The organism is Mesorhizobium sp. M0678 (assembly GCF_040320505.1).
Lineage (GTDB): Bacteria > Pseudomonadota > Alphaproteobacteria > Rhizobiales > Rhizobiaceae > Mesorhizobium.
In genome coordinates, this window is record NZ_JAMYPT010000002.1 from 156,394 (window position 1) to 170,394 (window position 14,001).

Annotated in this window: 17 protein-coding genes; 10 read left to right on the forward strand and 7 right to left on the reverse strand. The window is 62.4% G+C overall.

All coding sequences use genetic code 11. From position 1 onward, the window contains the following. Nucleotides 1-55: 55 nt before the first annotated feature. On the reverse strand, nucleotides 56-997 hold the full coding sequence (locus tag NKI29_RS04200) for a sugar ABC transporter substrate-binding protein (RefSeq protein ID WP_352451673.1): 942 nt from the start codon (nucleotides 995-997) through the stop codon (nucleotides 56-58). 309 nt (nucleotides 998-1,306) lie between these two features. Further along, nucleotides 1,307-2,338 carry a LacI family DNA-binding transcriptional regulator gene (locus tag NKI29_RS04205; protein WP_023677522.1) on the reverse strand — a complete coding sequence of 344 codons (1,032 nt, stop codon included), beginning with the start codon at nucleotides 2,336-2,338 and terminating at the stop codon, nucleotides 1,307-1,309. Nucleotides 2,339-2,454: 116 nt separating this feature from the next. Here NKI29_RS04205 and NKI29_RS04210 point away from each other — a divergent pair, with 116 nt between their 5' ends. Genes NKI29_RS04210 through NKI29_RS04220 form a run of 3 tightly spaced genes read left to right on the forward strand, consistent with a single transcriptional unit; the run spans nucleotide 2,455 to nucleotide 5,191 of the window. Continuing rightward, nucleotides 2,455-3,603 (forward strand): fatty acid desaturase family protein, encoded by a 1,149-nt coding sequence (locus tag NKI29_RS04210; RefSeq protein WP_502894432.1) that lies wholly within the window; start codon nucleotides 2,455-2,457, stop codon nucleotides 3,601-3,603. 41 nt (nucleotides 3,604-3,644) lie between these two features. Beyond that, nucleotides 3,645-3,959: a MocE family 2Fe-2S type ferredoxin gene (locus NKI29_RS04215; RefSeq protein WP_023677524.1), complete on the forward strand. Its 315-nt coding sequence runs from the start codon at nucleotides 3,645-3,647 to the stop codon at nucleotides 3,957-3,959. 2 nt (nucleotides 3,960-3,961) lie between these two features. Continuing rightward, nucleotides 3,962-5,191, forward strand: a complete 1,230-nt coding sequence (locus tag NKI29_RS04220; protein WP_352795706.1) for an NAD(P)/FAD-dependent oxidoreductase — start codon at nucleotides 3,962-3,964, stop codon at nucleotides 5,189-5,191. Between the two features lie 34 nt (nucleotides 5,192-5,225). Here NKI29_RS04220 and NKI29_RS04225 read toward each other — a convergent pair whose 3' ends face one another. The 5 genes from NKI29_RS04225 to hslV all read right to left on the reverse strand — a co-directional run bounded on the left by NKI29_RS04225 (nucleotide 5,226) and on the right by hslV (nucleotide 9,371). Next, nucleotides 5,226-6,185, reverse strand: coding sequence for a DUF1402 family protein (locus tag NKI29_RS04225; RefSeq protein WP_352568496.1), 960 nt, complete (start codon nucleotides 6,183-6,185; stop codon nucleotides 5,226-5,228). A gap of 182 nt (nucleotides 6,186-6,367) precedes the next feature. Beyond that, nucleotides 6,368-7,681 carry an ATP-dependent protease ATPase subunit HslU gene (hslU, locus tag NKI29_RS04230; protein ID WP_352454824.1) on the reverse strand — a complete coding sequence of 438 codons (1,314 nt, stop codon included), beginning with the start codon at nucleotides 7,679-7,681 and terminating at the stop codon, nucleotides 6,368-6,370. 4 nt (nucleotides 7,682-7,685) lie between these two features. Further along, on the reverse strand, nucleotides 7,686-8,282 hold the full coding sequence (locus NKI29_RS04235) for a DUF2585 domain-containing protein (RefSeq protein ID WP_023677528.1): 597 nt from the start codon (nucleotides 8,280-8,282) through the stop codon (nucleotides 7,686-7,688). Nucleotides 8,283-8,320: 38 nt separating this feature from the next. Further along, nucleotides 8,321-8,830, reverse strand: coding sequence for a GNAT family N-acetyltransferase (locus tag NKI29_RS04240; protein WP_352576348.1), 510 nt, complete (start codon nucleotides 8,828-8,830; stop codon nucleotides 8,321-8,323). Continuing rightward, the gene (gene hslV, locus NKI29_RS04245; protein ID WP_023677530.1) at nucleotides 8,820-9,371 is read right to left on the reverse strand and encodes an ATP-dependent protease subunit HslV; all 552 of its coding nucleotides are present in this window, start codon (nucleotides 9,369-9,371) and stop codon (nucleotides 8,820-8,822) included. Before hslV ends, NKI29_RS04240 begins: the two co-directional genes overlap by 11 nt. 226 nt (nucleotides 9,372-9,597) lie before the next feature. Between hslV and hisB the strand changes: the two genes are divergently transcribed. The 7 genes from hisB to hisF are packed head-to-tail and all read left to right on the forward strand — an operon-like array spanning nucleotide 9,598 to nucleotide 13,998. Further along, the gene (gene hisB / locus NKI29_RS04250; RefSeq protein ID WP_352590768.1) at nucleotides 9,598-10,197 is read left to right on the forward strand and encodes an imidazoleglycerol-phosphate dehydratase HisB; all 600 of its coding nucleotides are present in this window, start codon (nucleotides 9,598-9,600) and stop codon (nucleotides 10,195-10,197) included. A gap of 4 nt (nucleotides 10,198-10,201) precedes the next feature. After that, nucleotides 10,202-10,675 (forward strand): DUF2628 domain-containing protein, encoded by a 474-nt coding sequence (locus tag NKI29_RS04255; protein ID WP_352697233.1) that lies wholly within the window; start codon nucleotides 10,202-10,204, stop codon nucleotides 10,673-10,675. A 1-nt stretch (nucleotide 10,676) separates the two neighbouring features. Continuing rightward, a complete protein-coding gene (gene hisH / locus NKI29_RS04260) occupies nucleotides 10,677-11,327 on the forward strand; it encodes an imidazole glycerol phosphate synthase subunit HisH (RefSeq protein WP_023677533.1) in 651 nt (216 codons plus the stop codon). Nucleotides 11,328-11,330: 3 nt separating this feature from the next. Further along, nucleotides 11,331-11,621 (forward strand): DUF1330 domain-containing protein, encoded by a 291-nt coding sequence (locus NKI29_RS04265; protein WP_352697231.1) that lies wholly within the window; start codon nucleotides 11,331-11,333, stop codon nucleotides 11,619-11,621. Nucleotides 11,622-11,623: 2 nt separating this feature from the next. Further along, nucleotides 11,624-12,367, forward strand: a complete 744-nt coding sequence (gene hisA / locus NKI29_RS04270) for a 1-(5-phosphoribosyl)-5-[(5-phosphoribosylamino)methylideneamino]imidazole-4-carboxamide isomerase (RefSeq protein ID WP_352454816.1) — start codon at nucleotides 11,624-11,626, stop codon at nucleotides 12,365-12,367. Nucleotides 12,368-12,370: 3 nt separating this feature from the next. After that, nucleotides 12,371-13,207: an arginase family protein gene (locus NKI29_RS04275; protein WP_352697229.1), complete on the forward strand. Its 837-nt coding sequence runs from the start codon at nucleotides 12,371-12,373 to the stop codon at nucleotides 13,205-13,207. Continuing rightward, the gene (gene hisF, locus NKI29_RS04280) at nucleotides 13,204-13,998 is read left to right on the forward strand and encodes an imidazole glycerol phosphate synthase subunit HisF (RefSeq protein ID WP_023677537.1); all 795 of its coding nucleotides are present in this window, start codon (nucleotides 13,204-13,206) and stop codon (nucleotides 13,996-13,998) included. Before NKI29_RS04275 ends, hisF begins: the two co-directional genes overlap by 4 nt. The last annotated feature ends 3 nt before the right edge of the window (nucleotides 13,999-14,001 follow it).

The following is a 14,001-nucleotide window of genomic DNA, read 5'->3' on the forward strand; positions in this document are numbered from 1 at the left end:
AGCGGAGCGGCGCTGTCTTACCTTGGCGCGCCGCTCCGTATCGGACAGGTCCGCCTCAGTTCTTCTTCAGGAACTTGTCGATATTTGCCGGCGTGACCAGCTGGAACGGGATGTAGACCTTGTGCTCGACCTTCTCGCCCTTCGCCAGCTTGAGCGCTGCGTCAAGCGCGCCGGCACCCTGGCCGGCCGCGTCCTGGAACACCGTCGCATCGAGGTCGCCCGCCTGCATCGCGGCAAGCGCATCCTGGGTAGCGTCGACCCCGCCGACGACAACCGACTTCATGTCGATGTTGGCGGCCTTCATCGCCTGGATGGCGCCGATGGCGCTTTCGTCATTATTGGCGATGACGCCGTCGAACGGCTTGCCGGTCGACAGCCAGTTGGTCATCAGGTTCTGCGCTTCTTCGCGCTTCCAGTTCGACGTCTGCTTGTCGATGATCTTGATGAAGCTGCACTCCGGCGTGGCGATCACGTCGTCAATGTCCTTGGTGCGCTGCACCGCTGCCTGATTCGACAGCTCGCCCATGATCACATAGACGTTGGCTTCAGTCTTGCCGGCCTCCTTGAACAGGCGGCAGACCTCCTTGGTCTCGAGCGTGCCGGAATCGGCTTCGTTCGAGGCGACGAAGGCCTGGTTTTCGGGCAGCGTGTCGACGTTGACCGGCTCGCGATTGACATAGACCAGTGGAATCTTGGCAGCGGCGGCTGCGTCCGACATCGCCTGAGTCGCCGAGGTGTCGACCGGGTTGACGATGATGGCGTCGACGCCTGAGGCGGCGAAGTTCTTGATCTGGTCGAGTTGCTTGGCGACGTCGTTCTGCGCATCCTCCACCTGCAGCTCGACGCCGTCCATGCCCTTGGCCTGTTCAATCATGCCGTTGCGCAGCACTGTGAGAAAATTGTCGTCGAACAACGCCATCGACACGCCGATCTTGGCAGCAAAGGCGGACGAACTCATCAGCGCCGCGAACGCGACGCCCAAAAGCAGTTTTTTCATTTTATTTCTCCTCCACATTGGTGTCCGGCTGCACCGATCTACCCGGAATCCCCGATCTCGCAGGGAATTCTCTCCCGATTGCCATTTTTAGTTCCGGAGGCATTTGCCTGAAACAGATCTTCCGGAACGAAAGAACCAAAATTCTCAGTTGGTGAAATATTTATTCCATTTCGCTTGGGCGTCAAGCGAGATTTCGCCATGAGGAATGGATTTTCGGCATTTCGAGCGCTTTTAGACGGACGCTAACGCAAGCCAGGCCTGAAAGCGTTCTGATAGATTACATCATGTCTGCCGCCGATGACCGCGACGTCAGATGTTTTCCGGCAGATAAATGTCGAAGGGCAGAAAGGTCTGGCCCGGCGCATTCGCAGCGCCGGTCTCGATGGCATGCGCCATCAGCCCGACAAGCTCGCGGCAAAGCGCCGCCAGTGGCGTCGAGATCACCATGGTCAGGAAATTATCTGCCAGCGCCGCGCGGGAGTCGGGCGTGATCTCGTTGCAGACGACCGCCGGCATCTCAGCCGGCTTTGCCTCCCTCAGCGCCGAGATCGCGCCTTCCATGCCGCCACCGGCGACATAGCAACCGGCGAGATCAGGGTGGCGGGCCAGAAGCTCGATCATTGCATCATGCGTGATCTGGTTCGCTTCCAGATTGACCAACGTCTCGAGGAGAGTGAATTCCGGCGCCTGCTCGCGAAAGAAGGAGCGAAAACCGATCTCGCGAAGCTCATGGCCATGGAAGCGATGGCTGCCGACGAAGAGGGCAACCTTGCCAGGTCTCTTCGCGGCCTTCGAGATCATCCAGGCAGCGGTGCGGCCGACCTTGCGATTGTCCAGGCCAACATAGCCCTCGCGAATACCGGACGCAAAGTCGGAAAGCAGGGAGAACACCGGTACGCCATTGGCTTTGAGAGCCTCGACGGCGACCGTCAGCGTCGGGTGATCAGGCCCGACCAGGGCGACGGCCCTGGATTTGGCGGCCAGCTTGCGCATCCGCTCGACGATCTCGTCCGGCGCCAGCGAAGCGGCGAAGTCGATGGTGGCCACGCCGCGAAAGCGCGGCGACTGCGATACCGCCAGTTCAAGCTCGCGGGCAAATTCACTGTAGAAGACGTCCTCCCGTCTCAACAGCAGGAACCCGAGCCGGTATTCGGGCAATTCATGGCGCATCCGCTGCTTGATCAATCCGGCTGCGTGATAGCCGATGCTGGTCGCGGCCTCATAGACGCGGCGCGCGGTTTCCTCGCGCACCGGCAAGCGGTTGTTCAGCACCCGGTCGACGGTGGCAACGCTGACCCCCGAAATGCGCGCCAGGTCGGTGATCGTCGGCCGTTTCGCCATCGCTGCCTCATTCCACTGTTTGGCCCTTTTACACCATTCTGATGGAAAATGATAGAAACTATCTTTGTGATATTGAGCCTATCAGGGCTCGGCGTTATTTTGAACGCTGACCGAATATGATCGAGGCCTCCGCTATGGTGGATATTGGACTCCGAACCGGGAATACGAGCTCCGCAGCGGCGTCCCGACGCGACTATAGCCTGATCGGCCGCGACGCGAAGCTTGCCGTCGAGAGCGGGCTGGCGGCGGCCGAGTGGTATCACACCGACGTGCCGCGCAAGCAGATGAAGGAGCTGATGCAGCGCTCCGACGGTCCGGCGATCCGCGATACCATCGTCTGGCTCGGCGCCATGATCCTCAGCGGCGCCGGCGCCGCCTGGTTCTGGGGCAGCTGGTGGTGCGTGCCGTTCTTCTTCGTCTACGGCGTCCTCTACGGTTCCTCCACCGATTCACGCTGGCACGAATGCGGCCACGGCACCGCTTTCAGGACGCAGTGGATGAACGACGTGGTCTATCAGGTCGCCTGCTTCATGATCATGCGCAACCCGGTGACCTGGCGCTGGAGCCACACGCGCCATCATACCGATACCATCATCGTCGGCCGCGATCCGGAGATCTCGGTGATGCGTCCGCCCGATCTGCTGCGCGTGGTGCTCAACTTCGTCGGCATTCTCGACGCCTGGCATGCGATGAGCGACATGCTGCGCAATGCAGCCGGTATCGTCAGTCCGGCCGAAAGAACGTTCATTCCCGACCAGGAGCAGCCGAAGGCAATTCGCATTGCCCGCATCTGGACGACAATCTATGCCGCGACCATTGCGCTGGCGCTCTATACCGGCTCGTTCCTGCCGCTGATGCTGGTCGGTCTGCCCAGGCTTTACGGTGCCTGGCACCATGTCATGGTCGGCCTGCTGCAGCATGGCGGCCTGGCTGAAAACGTCACCGATCACCGGCTCAACAGCCGCACCGTCTACATGAACCCGATAAGCCGCTTCATCTACTGGAACATGAACTACCATGTCGAGCATCACATGTTTCCCATGGTGCCCTATCACGCGCTGCCCAGGCTGCACGAACTGATCAAGCACGATCTGCCGACGCCGACATCGTCCATCCTGGCCGGCTACCGCGAGATGATACCGGCTTTCCTGCGCCAGCTGCGCAATGAGGATTATTTCATCAAGCGCGAACTGCCGCCGACGGCGAGGCCCTATCGCGAGGACTTCCACAACGACAACGCTACCGCTGCGGTGGCTGCCGAATGACAAGCCCATGCCGAGGGTGCCAAGTATTGGGGGAGCCGTAGATGAGCGACTGGGTCGAGGCCTGTGACGCCGAGGACATCGACGAAGAGGACGTGATGCGCTTCGACCATGGCGGCCGCACCTTTGCCATCTATCGCAGCCCCGACGACGAGTATTTCGCCACCGACGGGCTTTGCACGCATGAGAAGGTGCATCTGGCCGACGGGCTGGTCATGGACGACATCATCGAGTGCCCGAAGCACAATGGCCGCTTCAACTACAAGACAGGGGCTGCCAGGGGCGCGCCGGTCTGCGTCGATCTAAGAACTTATCCGGTCAAAGTCGACGCCGGCAAAGTCCTTGTCCGGATTGGTTGATGATGACGAAGGGAATGGTCATCATTGGCGCCGGCGAATGCGGCGGGCGCGCCGCCCTTGCGCTGCGCGAGCTCGGCTATGATGGCCCGGTGACGCTGGTCGGCGACGAGCCGCATCTTCCCTATGAGCGGCCGCCGCTGTCGAAAGACGCGATGGTCGCCGACGCGCCCCTGCTCAAGGCGATCGCCAGTGAGGCGGTCCTGGCCGAAAGATCGATCAGGCATATCCATTCGGTCCAGGCGGTGGCGATCGTCCGAGAGGCGCATGTCGTGCGCCTCTCGGACGGTTCCGTCCTGGCCTACGACAAGCTCCTGCTGGCGACCGGTTCGGTGCCGCGCAAGCTGCCGATGCCGGGCCTTGGCGGGCGCTGCGTCTACCTCCGGACCTTCAACGACGCGCTGGCCATTCGCGCCCATCTCAGCGCCGGAAATCGCATCGCCATCATTGGCGGCGGCTTCATCGGGCTTGAGCTTGCCGCGGCGGCACGCAGACTGGGTGCGGCGGTCACAGTTATCGAGGCGCAGCCGCGCATCTTGATGCGCGGCGTGCCGGCCGAGATCGCTGAGGTCATCCATCAGGCGAATGAAGCCGAAGGCGTGAAAATCCTGTGCGGCGAGGGCATCGCCGCCATTGCCGATGATGGCGCCGAAGTGCGCATCGCGCTCGCCGGTGGACACGACATTGTCGCCGATCTTGCCGTGATCGGCATCGGCGCCGTGCCGGTGACCGGACTTGCCGCGGAGGCGGGGCTGACCGTCGACAATGGTATCGCCGTCGACGCCGAGCTTCGCACCAGCGACCGGGATATCTTTGCCGCCGGCGATTGCTGTTCGTTTCCGCTCGCCGTCTATGGCGGCCGGCGCGTGCGGCTGGAAGCCTGGCGCAATGCACAGGAGCAGGGCGCGCTTGCCGCCAGGAATATGCTTGGCGCCGGCGAGTCCCATGCGGCGGTGCCGTGGTTCTGGTCGGATCAGTACGGCCTGACCTTGCAGATCGCCGGCCTGTCGGACGAAGGCCGCAGCATCGTGCGCCGCGACCTCGGCGACGGCGCCTTCATCCTGTTCCACCTCGCCGAGGACGGCAGGCTGGTTGCGGCAAGCGGCATCGGCCCCGGCAACGCGGTCGCCCGCGACATAAGGCTGGCCGAGATGCTGATTGCGAAGCAGGCAAGGCCGGCGCCGGAAGCGCTAGGCTCGCAGACCATCAAGTTAAAGTCGCTGCTGGCGGCTTGATCCGCCGCGTGGATAATTGGCCGAGCGCGTTCGGCTAGAACAGCGCCTTCAGCTCCGGCAGCTTGTCGTTGACCAGCCAGCCATAGTAATTTTCCTCGGGCAGTTTTTCCGGCTCGCCCGCAGCGCGGCGCTTGTCGTTCTCGGCCTTCAGCGCATAGGCGCGCTGTTCGGGGTTGCCGACATTGTAGAGCGTCGACGTGATGCCGGGATTGCCTGAGATGTCGAAGCCGGCAATGCTTCTATAGGCGTCGATCGACTTCCTTATCGTCGCCGCGACATAAGGCAGTGTCAGGTCAGGGTCCATGATCGTCTTGTAGACCGCATTGGGGTCACCGACGTCGAGTTCCGGCAGGCCGGAAACCTTGTGCACGAGATCGCTCATCTGCAGTGCCGTCAGCGGATTGAGCTGGCCAAGGCCAAAAGTCTGGCCGGCATAATAAGGCTGGAAGAAAGTGGCGCCGAAGCGGTCGTTGGGAAAGCTCTCGCCGTTGACGGTTTTGCCGCGGAACGACCGGTTCCACACCTGTTCGCGGCACTCCCACAGATCGTAGCTGTCGGACTTCCCTGCGCATTTCGCAAATTGCGGCCGTTGCACGAAATCGGTGATGTCCTCGCCATCATAGGCAAAGGAGAGCTTGCTCGACAGATACGAGATCGCCTTGACGTAATAGGTCTGCAGCCGGTCATAGGCATCGACATTATAGGTATGCTCGCCGACGATGGCTCCAACGATATGCATTGGGTCGATGTCATAGGCCGCGGCTGCCTGCTTGATCTTACCGCGCAGCTCGGCATCGTTCTGGAGCAGCGCAAAGACTTTGCGGTATTTCGCCTGGAAGGTGGTGTTGGTCGCCTGGGTGCGCCGGCTCGAAGCGCCCGGTATGTCGGGCTGCTCGGTGTTGCGGTTGCCCGGCGGCACCATCGTTGCCGCTTGCGCGGCGAACATGGCTGCCGCCAGCGTCAGCCCCAAAATGACGAGGATCAGTTTTTTCATGCGCCGCCGCCCAAATAGTCGCCGGCAAACTAGGTAATGCTCCACCGGGAGTCGAGAGACGCCTGCACCCGACGGGACGAAAGCTTGCCGGATGCTTCCATTTGGCCACACATCGGGAATGCTGGGCCAAATTGGGGAGGCCGGGAGCAATTCCCCGACCCTCTTCGAGAATGAAGCGTCTCCTACAGGATGAAACGCGACAAGTCCGTGTTTCTGGAGAGGTCGCCGACATGCTTCTCGACATAGGCGGCATCGATGGTCACCGAGGTGCCGTTGCGGTCCGGCGCGTCATAGGAGATATCGTCCAGCACCCGTTCCATCACCGTCTGCAGCCGCCTGGCGCCAATATTCTCGACGCTGGCGTTGAGGTCCACGGCGATGCCGGCCAACGAATCGATGGCGTCGTCGGTGAAGACCAGATCGACGCCTTCGGTCTTCATCAGCGCGATATACTGCTTGATCAGGCTGGCTTCGGTCTCGGTGAGGATGCGGACGAAATCGCCCTTCTCCAGCGCCCGCAGCTCGACGCGGATCGGCAGGCGGCCCTGCAATTCCGGCAGCAGATCGGAGGGCTTAGCGACGTGGAACGCACCCGAGGCGATGAACAGGATGTGGTCGGTCTTCACCGGTCCGTATTTGGTCGCAACCGTGGTGCCTTCGACCAGCGGCAGCAGGTCGCGCTGCACACCTTCACGCGAAACACCGGCACCGATGCCGCCTTCGCGCGAGGCGATCTTGTCGATCTCGTCAAGGAAGACAATGCCGTCATTCTCGGTCGATTCGAGTGCCCTGCGCACCACTTCGTCCTGATCGAGCAGCTTGTCGGACTCGTCGCTGATCAACAGCCCGTAGGACTCCTTGACGGTCGTCTTGCGCAACTTGGTCTTCTTGCCGCCCATCGCTTTCGACAGCATATCGTTGATGTTGAGCACGCCGATATTGGCGCCCGGCATGCCGGGGATCTCGAAGCCGGGCATGCCGCCATTGCCGGTATCGGCCACTTCGATCTCAATCTCCTTGTCGTCGAGCTCGCCGTCGCGCAGCTTCTTGCGGAAACTGTCACGGGTGGCCGGGCTCGCCGTCTTGCCGACGAGCGCTTCGAGCACCCGTTCCTCGGCGTTGATGTGGGCACGCGCCTTGACGTCCTCGCGCATCTTCTCGCGAACCAGCCCGATGGCGATCTCGACCAGGTCGCGGATGATCTGCTCGACATCGCGGCCGACATAACCGACCTCGGTGAACTTGGTGGCTTCGACCTTGACGAAAGGCGCACCGGCAAGGCGTGCCAGGCGGCGCGAAATCTCGGTCTTGCCGACGCCGGTCGGGCCGATCATCAGGATATTCTTCGGCATCACCTCTTCGCGCATCTGGCCCTCGAGCTGCTGGCGGCGCCAGCGGTTGCGCAAGGCAATCGCCACGGCACGCTTGGCGTCTTTCTGGCCGATGATGAAGCGGTCGAGTTCCGAAACGATTTCGCGAGGAGAGAAGGTGCTCATGTCACTAAATTCCACTTTGCCACTGCCGAATGGACTCGAACGGATGCAGCAGCATGATCACGTTGAGTGTCAGATTGTCCCGGATGAGATAGCCGACACCGAATTCGAAGATGAGGGCGAGGGTTACGACCACCCATATAGGAAGCCTTCGCGCCATGACAAACCCCAGCACCATGGCCAGTGTGTCCGACACCGAATTGATGATGCTGTCGCCATAATAGTCGAGCGAGATCGTGCCAGCGCGATAGCGATCGATGATGAAAGGGCTGTTCTCGAGCAGCTCCCAGCCGCCCTCTATAACCACCGCAAAGGCCAGCCTGAGCCCGATCGGCGAGCGCGGGAAAAGGAACCACGCCAGCGCATAGAACAGGAAACCGTGAATGATGTGCGAGAAGCTGTACCAGTCGGAAATATGCTGGGAATTCTCCGAGCTTTGCACGATGCCGTGCCACAGCTTGACATAGCCGCAGGTACAGATCGGCGTCCGCCCCATGCCGTAAAGGACCCCGGCCTGGAAGATGACCAGGCCGAGAACCAGCAGAAGCCCCATTCGCCAACTGTCGTAGTAGGCCGAGACGGTTTTGTCGCTGGATACGCTCATGCTGCTATTGCCCCTCTTCTGCGTCACCCTGTCCGGCATCACCCCTCTGGGGCATCAATCGCCATCAGCACGGCATCGCCATATTCCGACTTCCTGCGATCGATAGCCGTGAAACCGGCCTTTTCATAGGCACGGATAGCCCGTGCATTGGCGGGGTCCGGGTCGATGATGACGCGCGGCGTACCTTCCTCGAAAAGCTGCTCGACGAACTGCCGGACGATCGCCGAGCCGTGGCCGACCCCGACAAGCTCCGGCACGCCGATCGACAGATCGATGCCGAGCGTGCCGAACGGCTGGTCGCTATAGGGATGGCCGTCCTCCAGATGCGGATCGTAGCTCTGCAAATAGCCGATGGGCTTTCCGTCGAGCTCGATAATCAGCGGCTCGACCGAAATGCTGTCGATATGCTCGCGGATCTCCGCAATCTCGGTCTCTGGGTCGTTCCACCATTCGGCGACATGCGGCTCGGCAAGCCAGCCGGCGATCATCGGCAGGTCCCTCTGGGTCACCGGCCGAAAACCATAGCGGAGGCTCCGCTCAGGCGGCATCGAGGGTTTCGACGACGAAGTTGTTGTTGGTGTAGACGCAAATGTCTGACGCGATCTGCATCGCCTTGCGGGCGATCTCCTCTGCGCCCTTGTCGCTGTCCACCAGCGCGCGTGCCGCTGCCAGCGCGTAATTGCCGCCCGAGCCGATGGCCATGACGCCAAATTCGGGCTCCAGCACGTCGCCGGTGCCGGTCAGTGCCAGCGACACCGACTTGTCGGCCACCAGCATCATCGCTTCCAGCCGCCGCAAATAGCGGTCGGTGCGCCAGTCCTTGGCAAGCTCGACGCAGGCGCGTGTCAGCTGGTCGGGATATTGTTCGAGCTTGGCTTCGAGCCGCTCGAGCAGCGTGAAGGCATCGGCGGTGGCGCCGGCGAAACCGGCGATGACGTTGCCGCCCTTGCCGATGCGGCGCACCTTCTTGGCGTTGCCTTTCATGATCGTCTGGCCGAGGCTGACCTGGCCGTCGCCGGCGATCACCACCTTGCCGCCCTTGCGCACGGTCAGGATGGTCGTGGCATGCATGGTCAGTTCATTCGACATTTTCTGCTCCGATAAGCACCGATCCCATCGAGGCGATCGGCGCGTTACGAGTGACTTGATCGGCCATATGTATGCATAGGCCGGACGATTGCAAACCGGCCATCCGCCGGGCCGGACTGTGCTCCGCAGCGGTAACTGGCAATCGCCGGATCATGCTGCTAGAAGGCTTTCGTTTTCAGGCATGTGAACGCCTGAATCGTGCAAAATCTGAGACAAGGATGAGGTCATGGCGCCCCGTTCCGCCGAGATAAGCCGCAAGACCAGGGAAACCGACATCGCCGTGTCGGTTCAGGTCGACGGCTCGGGCAAATCCGACATTTCGACGGGCGTCGGCTTCTTCGACCATATGCTGGACCAGTTGTCGCGCCATTCGCTGATCGACATGACCGTGAAGGCCAAGGGCGACCTGCACATAGACGACCACCACACGGTCGAGGATACGGGCATTGCGCTCGGCCAGGCGCTGGCCAAGGCATTGGGCGAGCGGCGCGGCATCATGCGCTACGCCTCGATCGATCTCGCCATGGACGAGACACTGACGCGGGCGGCAATCGATGTCTCCGGCCGGCCTTTTCTGGTCTGGAATGTTTCATTCTCGTCGCCGAAGATCGGTACGTTCGACACCGAGCTGGTGCGCGAATTCTTCCACGCGCTGGCGCAGAATGCCGGCATCACGCTGCATGTCACCAATCATTATGGCGCCAACAACCACCACGTCGCCGAGACCTGCTTCAAGGCCGTGGCGCGTGCGCTGCGTTCGGCGCTTGAGCGCGACCCGCGCCAGCCGGACGCGGTTCCCTCCACCAAGGGATCCCTGAAAGGATAGCGTCATGGCCATCTATGTCGTGATGGAGCCGCCAGGCCGCAGCGAAAGCGTGGACACTACCTTTATCCGTGACGGCTTTGCCTGGCTCGGCTTCTTGGTGCCGCCGCTGTGGCTGGCCTGGCACCGGCTCTGGGTCGAGGCGGCATTGGCGTTTGTCGCCATGGGCCTGCTCTCGATGCTGGGCGAAAGGCTGGACCTGGAAACAGCCGGCTCGCTTTTATCCCTGCTTGTCATGCTCTTTGTCGGACTGGAAGGGCAGGCCTTGCGGATCGCAGCCCTGCGCCGTCGCGGCTGGCATGAATGGGGCGTGGTCGAGGCCGATAGGCTCGACGACGCAGACGTCCGCTATGCATTGGAAGCCGATGCTCAGTCGGCTGAACAACCGACGGTGCAACGCATCGTCCCAGACGCAGCACATGCGCGGTCGGCGCAGATGGGCCTGGCGCTGGGGCTGAACCATATTCCGGGAAAGCCCTGAGATGAGGGTGGCGATCATCGATTACGGGTCGGGCAATCTGCGCTCGGCCACCAAGGCCTTCGAGCGTGCCGCGCATGAAGCCGGCATTGCCGCCGCGATCGAACTCACCGCCGATGCCGAGCGGGTCAGGACCGCCGACCGCATCGTCCTGCCCGGCGTCGGCGCCTATGCCGATTGCGCCGCTGGACTGCGTGCGGTCGCCGGCATGTGGGAGGCGGTCGAGGAGGTGGCGATCGCCAAGGCACGGCCGTTCCTCGGCATCTGCGTCGGCATGCAGCTGATGTCGGAGCGAGGCCTGGAAAAGACCGTCACAAAGGGCTTTGGCTGGGTCGCCGGCGACGTCAAGGAGATCACGCCGGCCGATCCGACACTGAAGATCCCGCAGATCGGCTGGAACACGATTGACCTGAAGCGCAAGCATCCGCTGTTTTCCGGCATTGCGACGGGTGGCAAGGGACTGCACGCCTATTTCGTCCACTCCTACCATCTCGATGCACGGAAGGAGGATGAGGTGCTGGCGGTTGCCGACTATGGCGGCCCGGTAACGGCCGCTGTCGCCCGCGACAACCTAGCCGGAACGCAATTCCACCCCGAGAAGAGCCAGGCGCTGGGCCTGGCGCTGATCACCAATTTCCTAGGCTGGAGGCCCTGAACCATGAGCAAGAAGGGCTATTGGATGGCAATGGTCGATGTCCACGATCCCGAGATCTACAAGCAGTACATCGAAGCCAATGCTGCGGCTTTCGCGAAATACGGCGCGAAGTTCCCGGTGCGCGCCGGGCGGTACACCAGCCCGGAAGGACCGGCAGGCGATCGCCACGTGGTGGTGGAATTCGAATCCTATGAAAAGGCGCTGGAATGCTACGGCTCGCCTGAATACCAGGAGGCCTTGAAGTACAGGTTCGCCGGCTCGACCGGCCACTTTGTCATCGTCGAAGGCGCCTGAACGTGTTTCTGTTTCCGGCGATAGACCTCAAGGACGGCAAATGCGTGCGCCTCAGGCATGGCGACATGGCGACCGCAACCATCTACAATGACGATCCCGCCGCTCAGGCGCGCGCCTTCGAAGAGCAGGGCTTCGAATGGTTGCACGTCGTCGACCTCAACGGCGCCTTCAAGGGCCAGAGCGTCAACAGCGCCGCGGTCGGCGCCATCCTGAAGGCGACGAGCAATCCGGTGCAGCTCGGCGGCGGCATCCGCACCCTGGCGCAGATCGAGGACTGGCTCGACCGTGGGCTGGCCCGCGTCATTCTTGGCACCGTGGCGGTGCGCGATCCGGATCTGGTCAGGCAGGCCTGCAAGGCATTCCCGGGCAAGATCGCCGTCGGCATCGACGCCAAGGGCGGCAAGGTCGCGGTCGAAGGCTGGGCTGAAGCCTCGAGCCTCGGCGTCATTGAACTGGCGAGGAAATTCGAGGGTGCCGGCGTCGCCGCCATCATCTACACCGATATCGACCGCGACGGTGTGCTGACCGGTATCAACTGGGACGCCACCATCGATCTCGCCGACGCGGTGTCGATCCCGGTTATCGCCTCGGGCGGGCTCGCCTCGATCGCCGACATCGTGCGCATGACCATGCCCGATGCCCGCAAGCTCGAAGGCGCGATCTCCGGACGCGCCCTCTACGACGGCCGCATCGACCCGGCCGAGGCATTGGCGATCCTGCGTGGCAAACCGATGGCAGGGGTGTGAAACGTGAAGGTCTCGATTATCGTTGCTCCCTACGACAGCGGGCACTATCACGAAGGGTGCGGCCAGGGGCCGGACGCCATCATCGGCGGTGGGCTGGTCGAAGCCCTGACCGTGGCTGGCCATGACGTCGCCGTCGAAGATATCGGCAAGGTCGGAGACGAGCAGGGGCGCGAAATTGCAACCGGCTTCGCCGTCTGCAACGCCATCGCGACCAAGGTTAACCTCGCCCGCGATGGAGGACGCTTCCCCATTATCCTTGCTGGAAATTGCCTGACCGCCGCCGGTGCGGTCGCCGGTGAAGTTGCGGATTCGATCATCTGGATCGACCAGCATGGCGATCTCAACACGCCGGAGACGTCCTCCTACGGCTTTCTCGACGGCATGGCGCTGGCGGCGACGCTCGGGCTCTGCTGGCATCCGATGGCGGCAGCAATTCCGGGGTTCCGGCCGATAGACCCGGCGCGCTGCATGCTGGTCGATGCCCGCGACCTCGATCCCGACGAAAAGCGACTGCTGGAAACTTTGCCGATCGTGCGCACCGAATGTGCCGGTGCACTCGATATGATCGGAAAGCTCACGGCGACAGGGACTGTGCGGGCGCATCTGCATCTCGACCTGGATGTCCTCGATCCGGATGTGTTGCAGGTGAACCGCTACGCGCACCCGGGCGGCCCGAGTCCGGAACAGCTGCGGCAGCTTGCCTGCGGACTGGCCAGGTCAATCCCAATCGTCGGCGTGACGCTCTCGGCCTACGACCCGGCCTTTGATTCCCAGTCCGAAGTTCCGCCCGTCGTCGGCCAGCTGCTTGTCGACTTTCTTGCGGCGATCGAGAGGATCTGATGCTGAAAGCCCGCGTCATCCCCTGTCTCGACGTCAAGAACGGCCGTGTCGTCAAGGGCGTCAATTTCGTCGACCTGGTCGATGCCGGCGATCCCGTCGAAGCGGCAAAAGCCTATGACGCGGCCGGCGCCGACGAGCTCTGCTTTCTCGACATCACCGCCTCGTCGGAAAACCGCGAGACCATTTTCGATGTCATCGCCCGCACCGCCGAACAATGTTTTATGCCGCTGACCGTTGGCGGTGGCGTCCGTCAGGTCGCCGACATCAGGAAGCTGCTACTGGCCGGCGCCGACAAGGTATCGATCAACACAGCGGCGGTGAAGACCCCAAATTTTGTCGCCGAGGCTGCCGACAAATTCGGCAACCAGTGCATCGTCGTCGCCATCGATGCCAAGAAAGTGTCCGCTGCGAGCGAGGCTGATCGCTGGGAGATATTCACCCATGGCGGCCGCGAGAAGACCGGCATCGACGCCGTCGAGTTCGCTCGGCGAGTGGTCGATCTCGGCGCCGGCGAGATCCTGCTAACATCGATGGACCGCGACGGCACCAAAGCCGGCTACGACATAGCCCTTACCCGCGCGGTCGCCGATGCCGTACGCGTGCCGGTCATCGCTTCCGGTGGCGTCGGCACGCTCGACCACCTTGTCGAAGGCATTCGCGACGGCCATGCCGGCGCGGTGCTGGCGGCGTCGATCTTCCATTTCGGCACCTACAGCATCGCCGAAGCCAAGCTGCACATGGCTCAGGCCGGACTGCCGATGCGGCTGGACTCGCCGGGTAATCGGTCCTAGAGC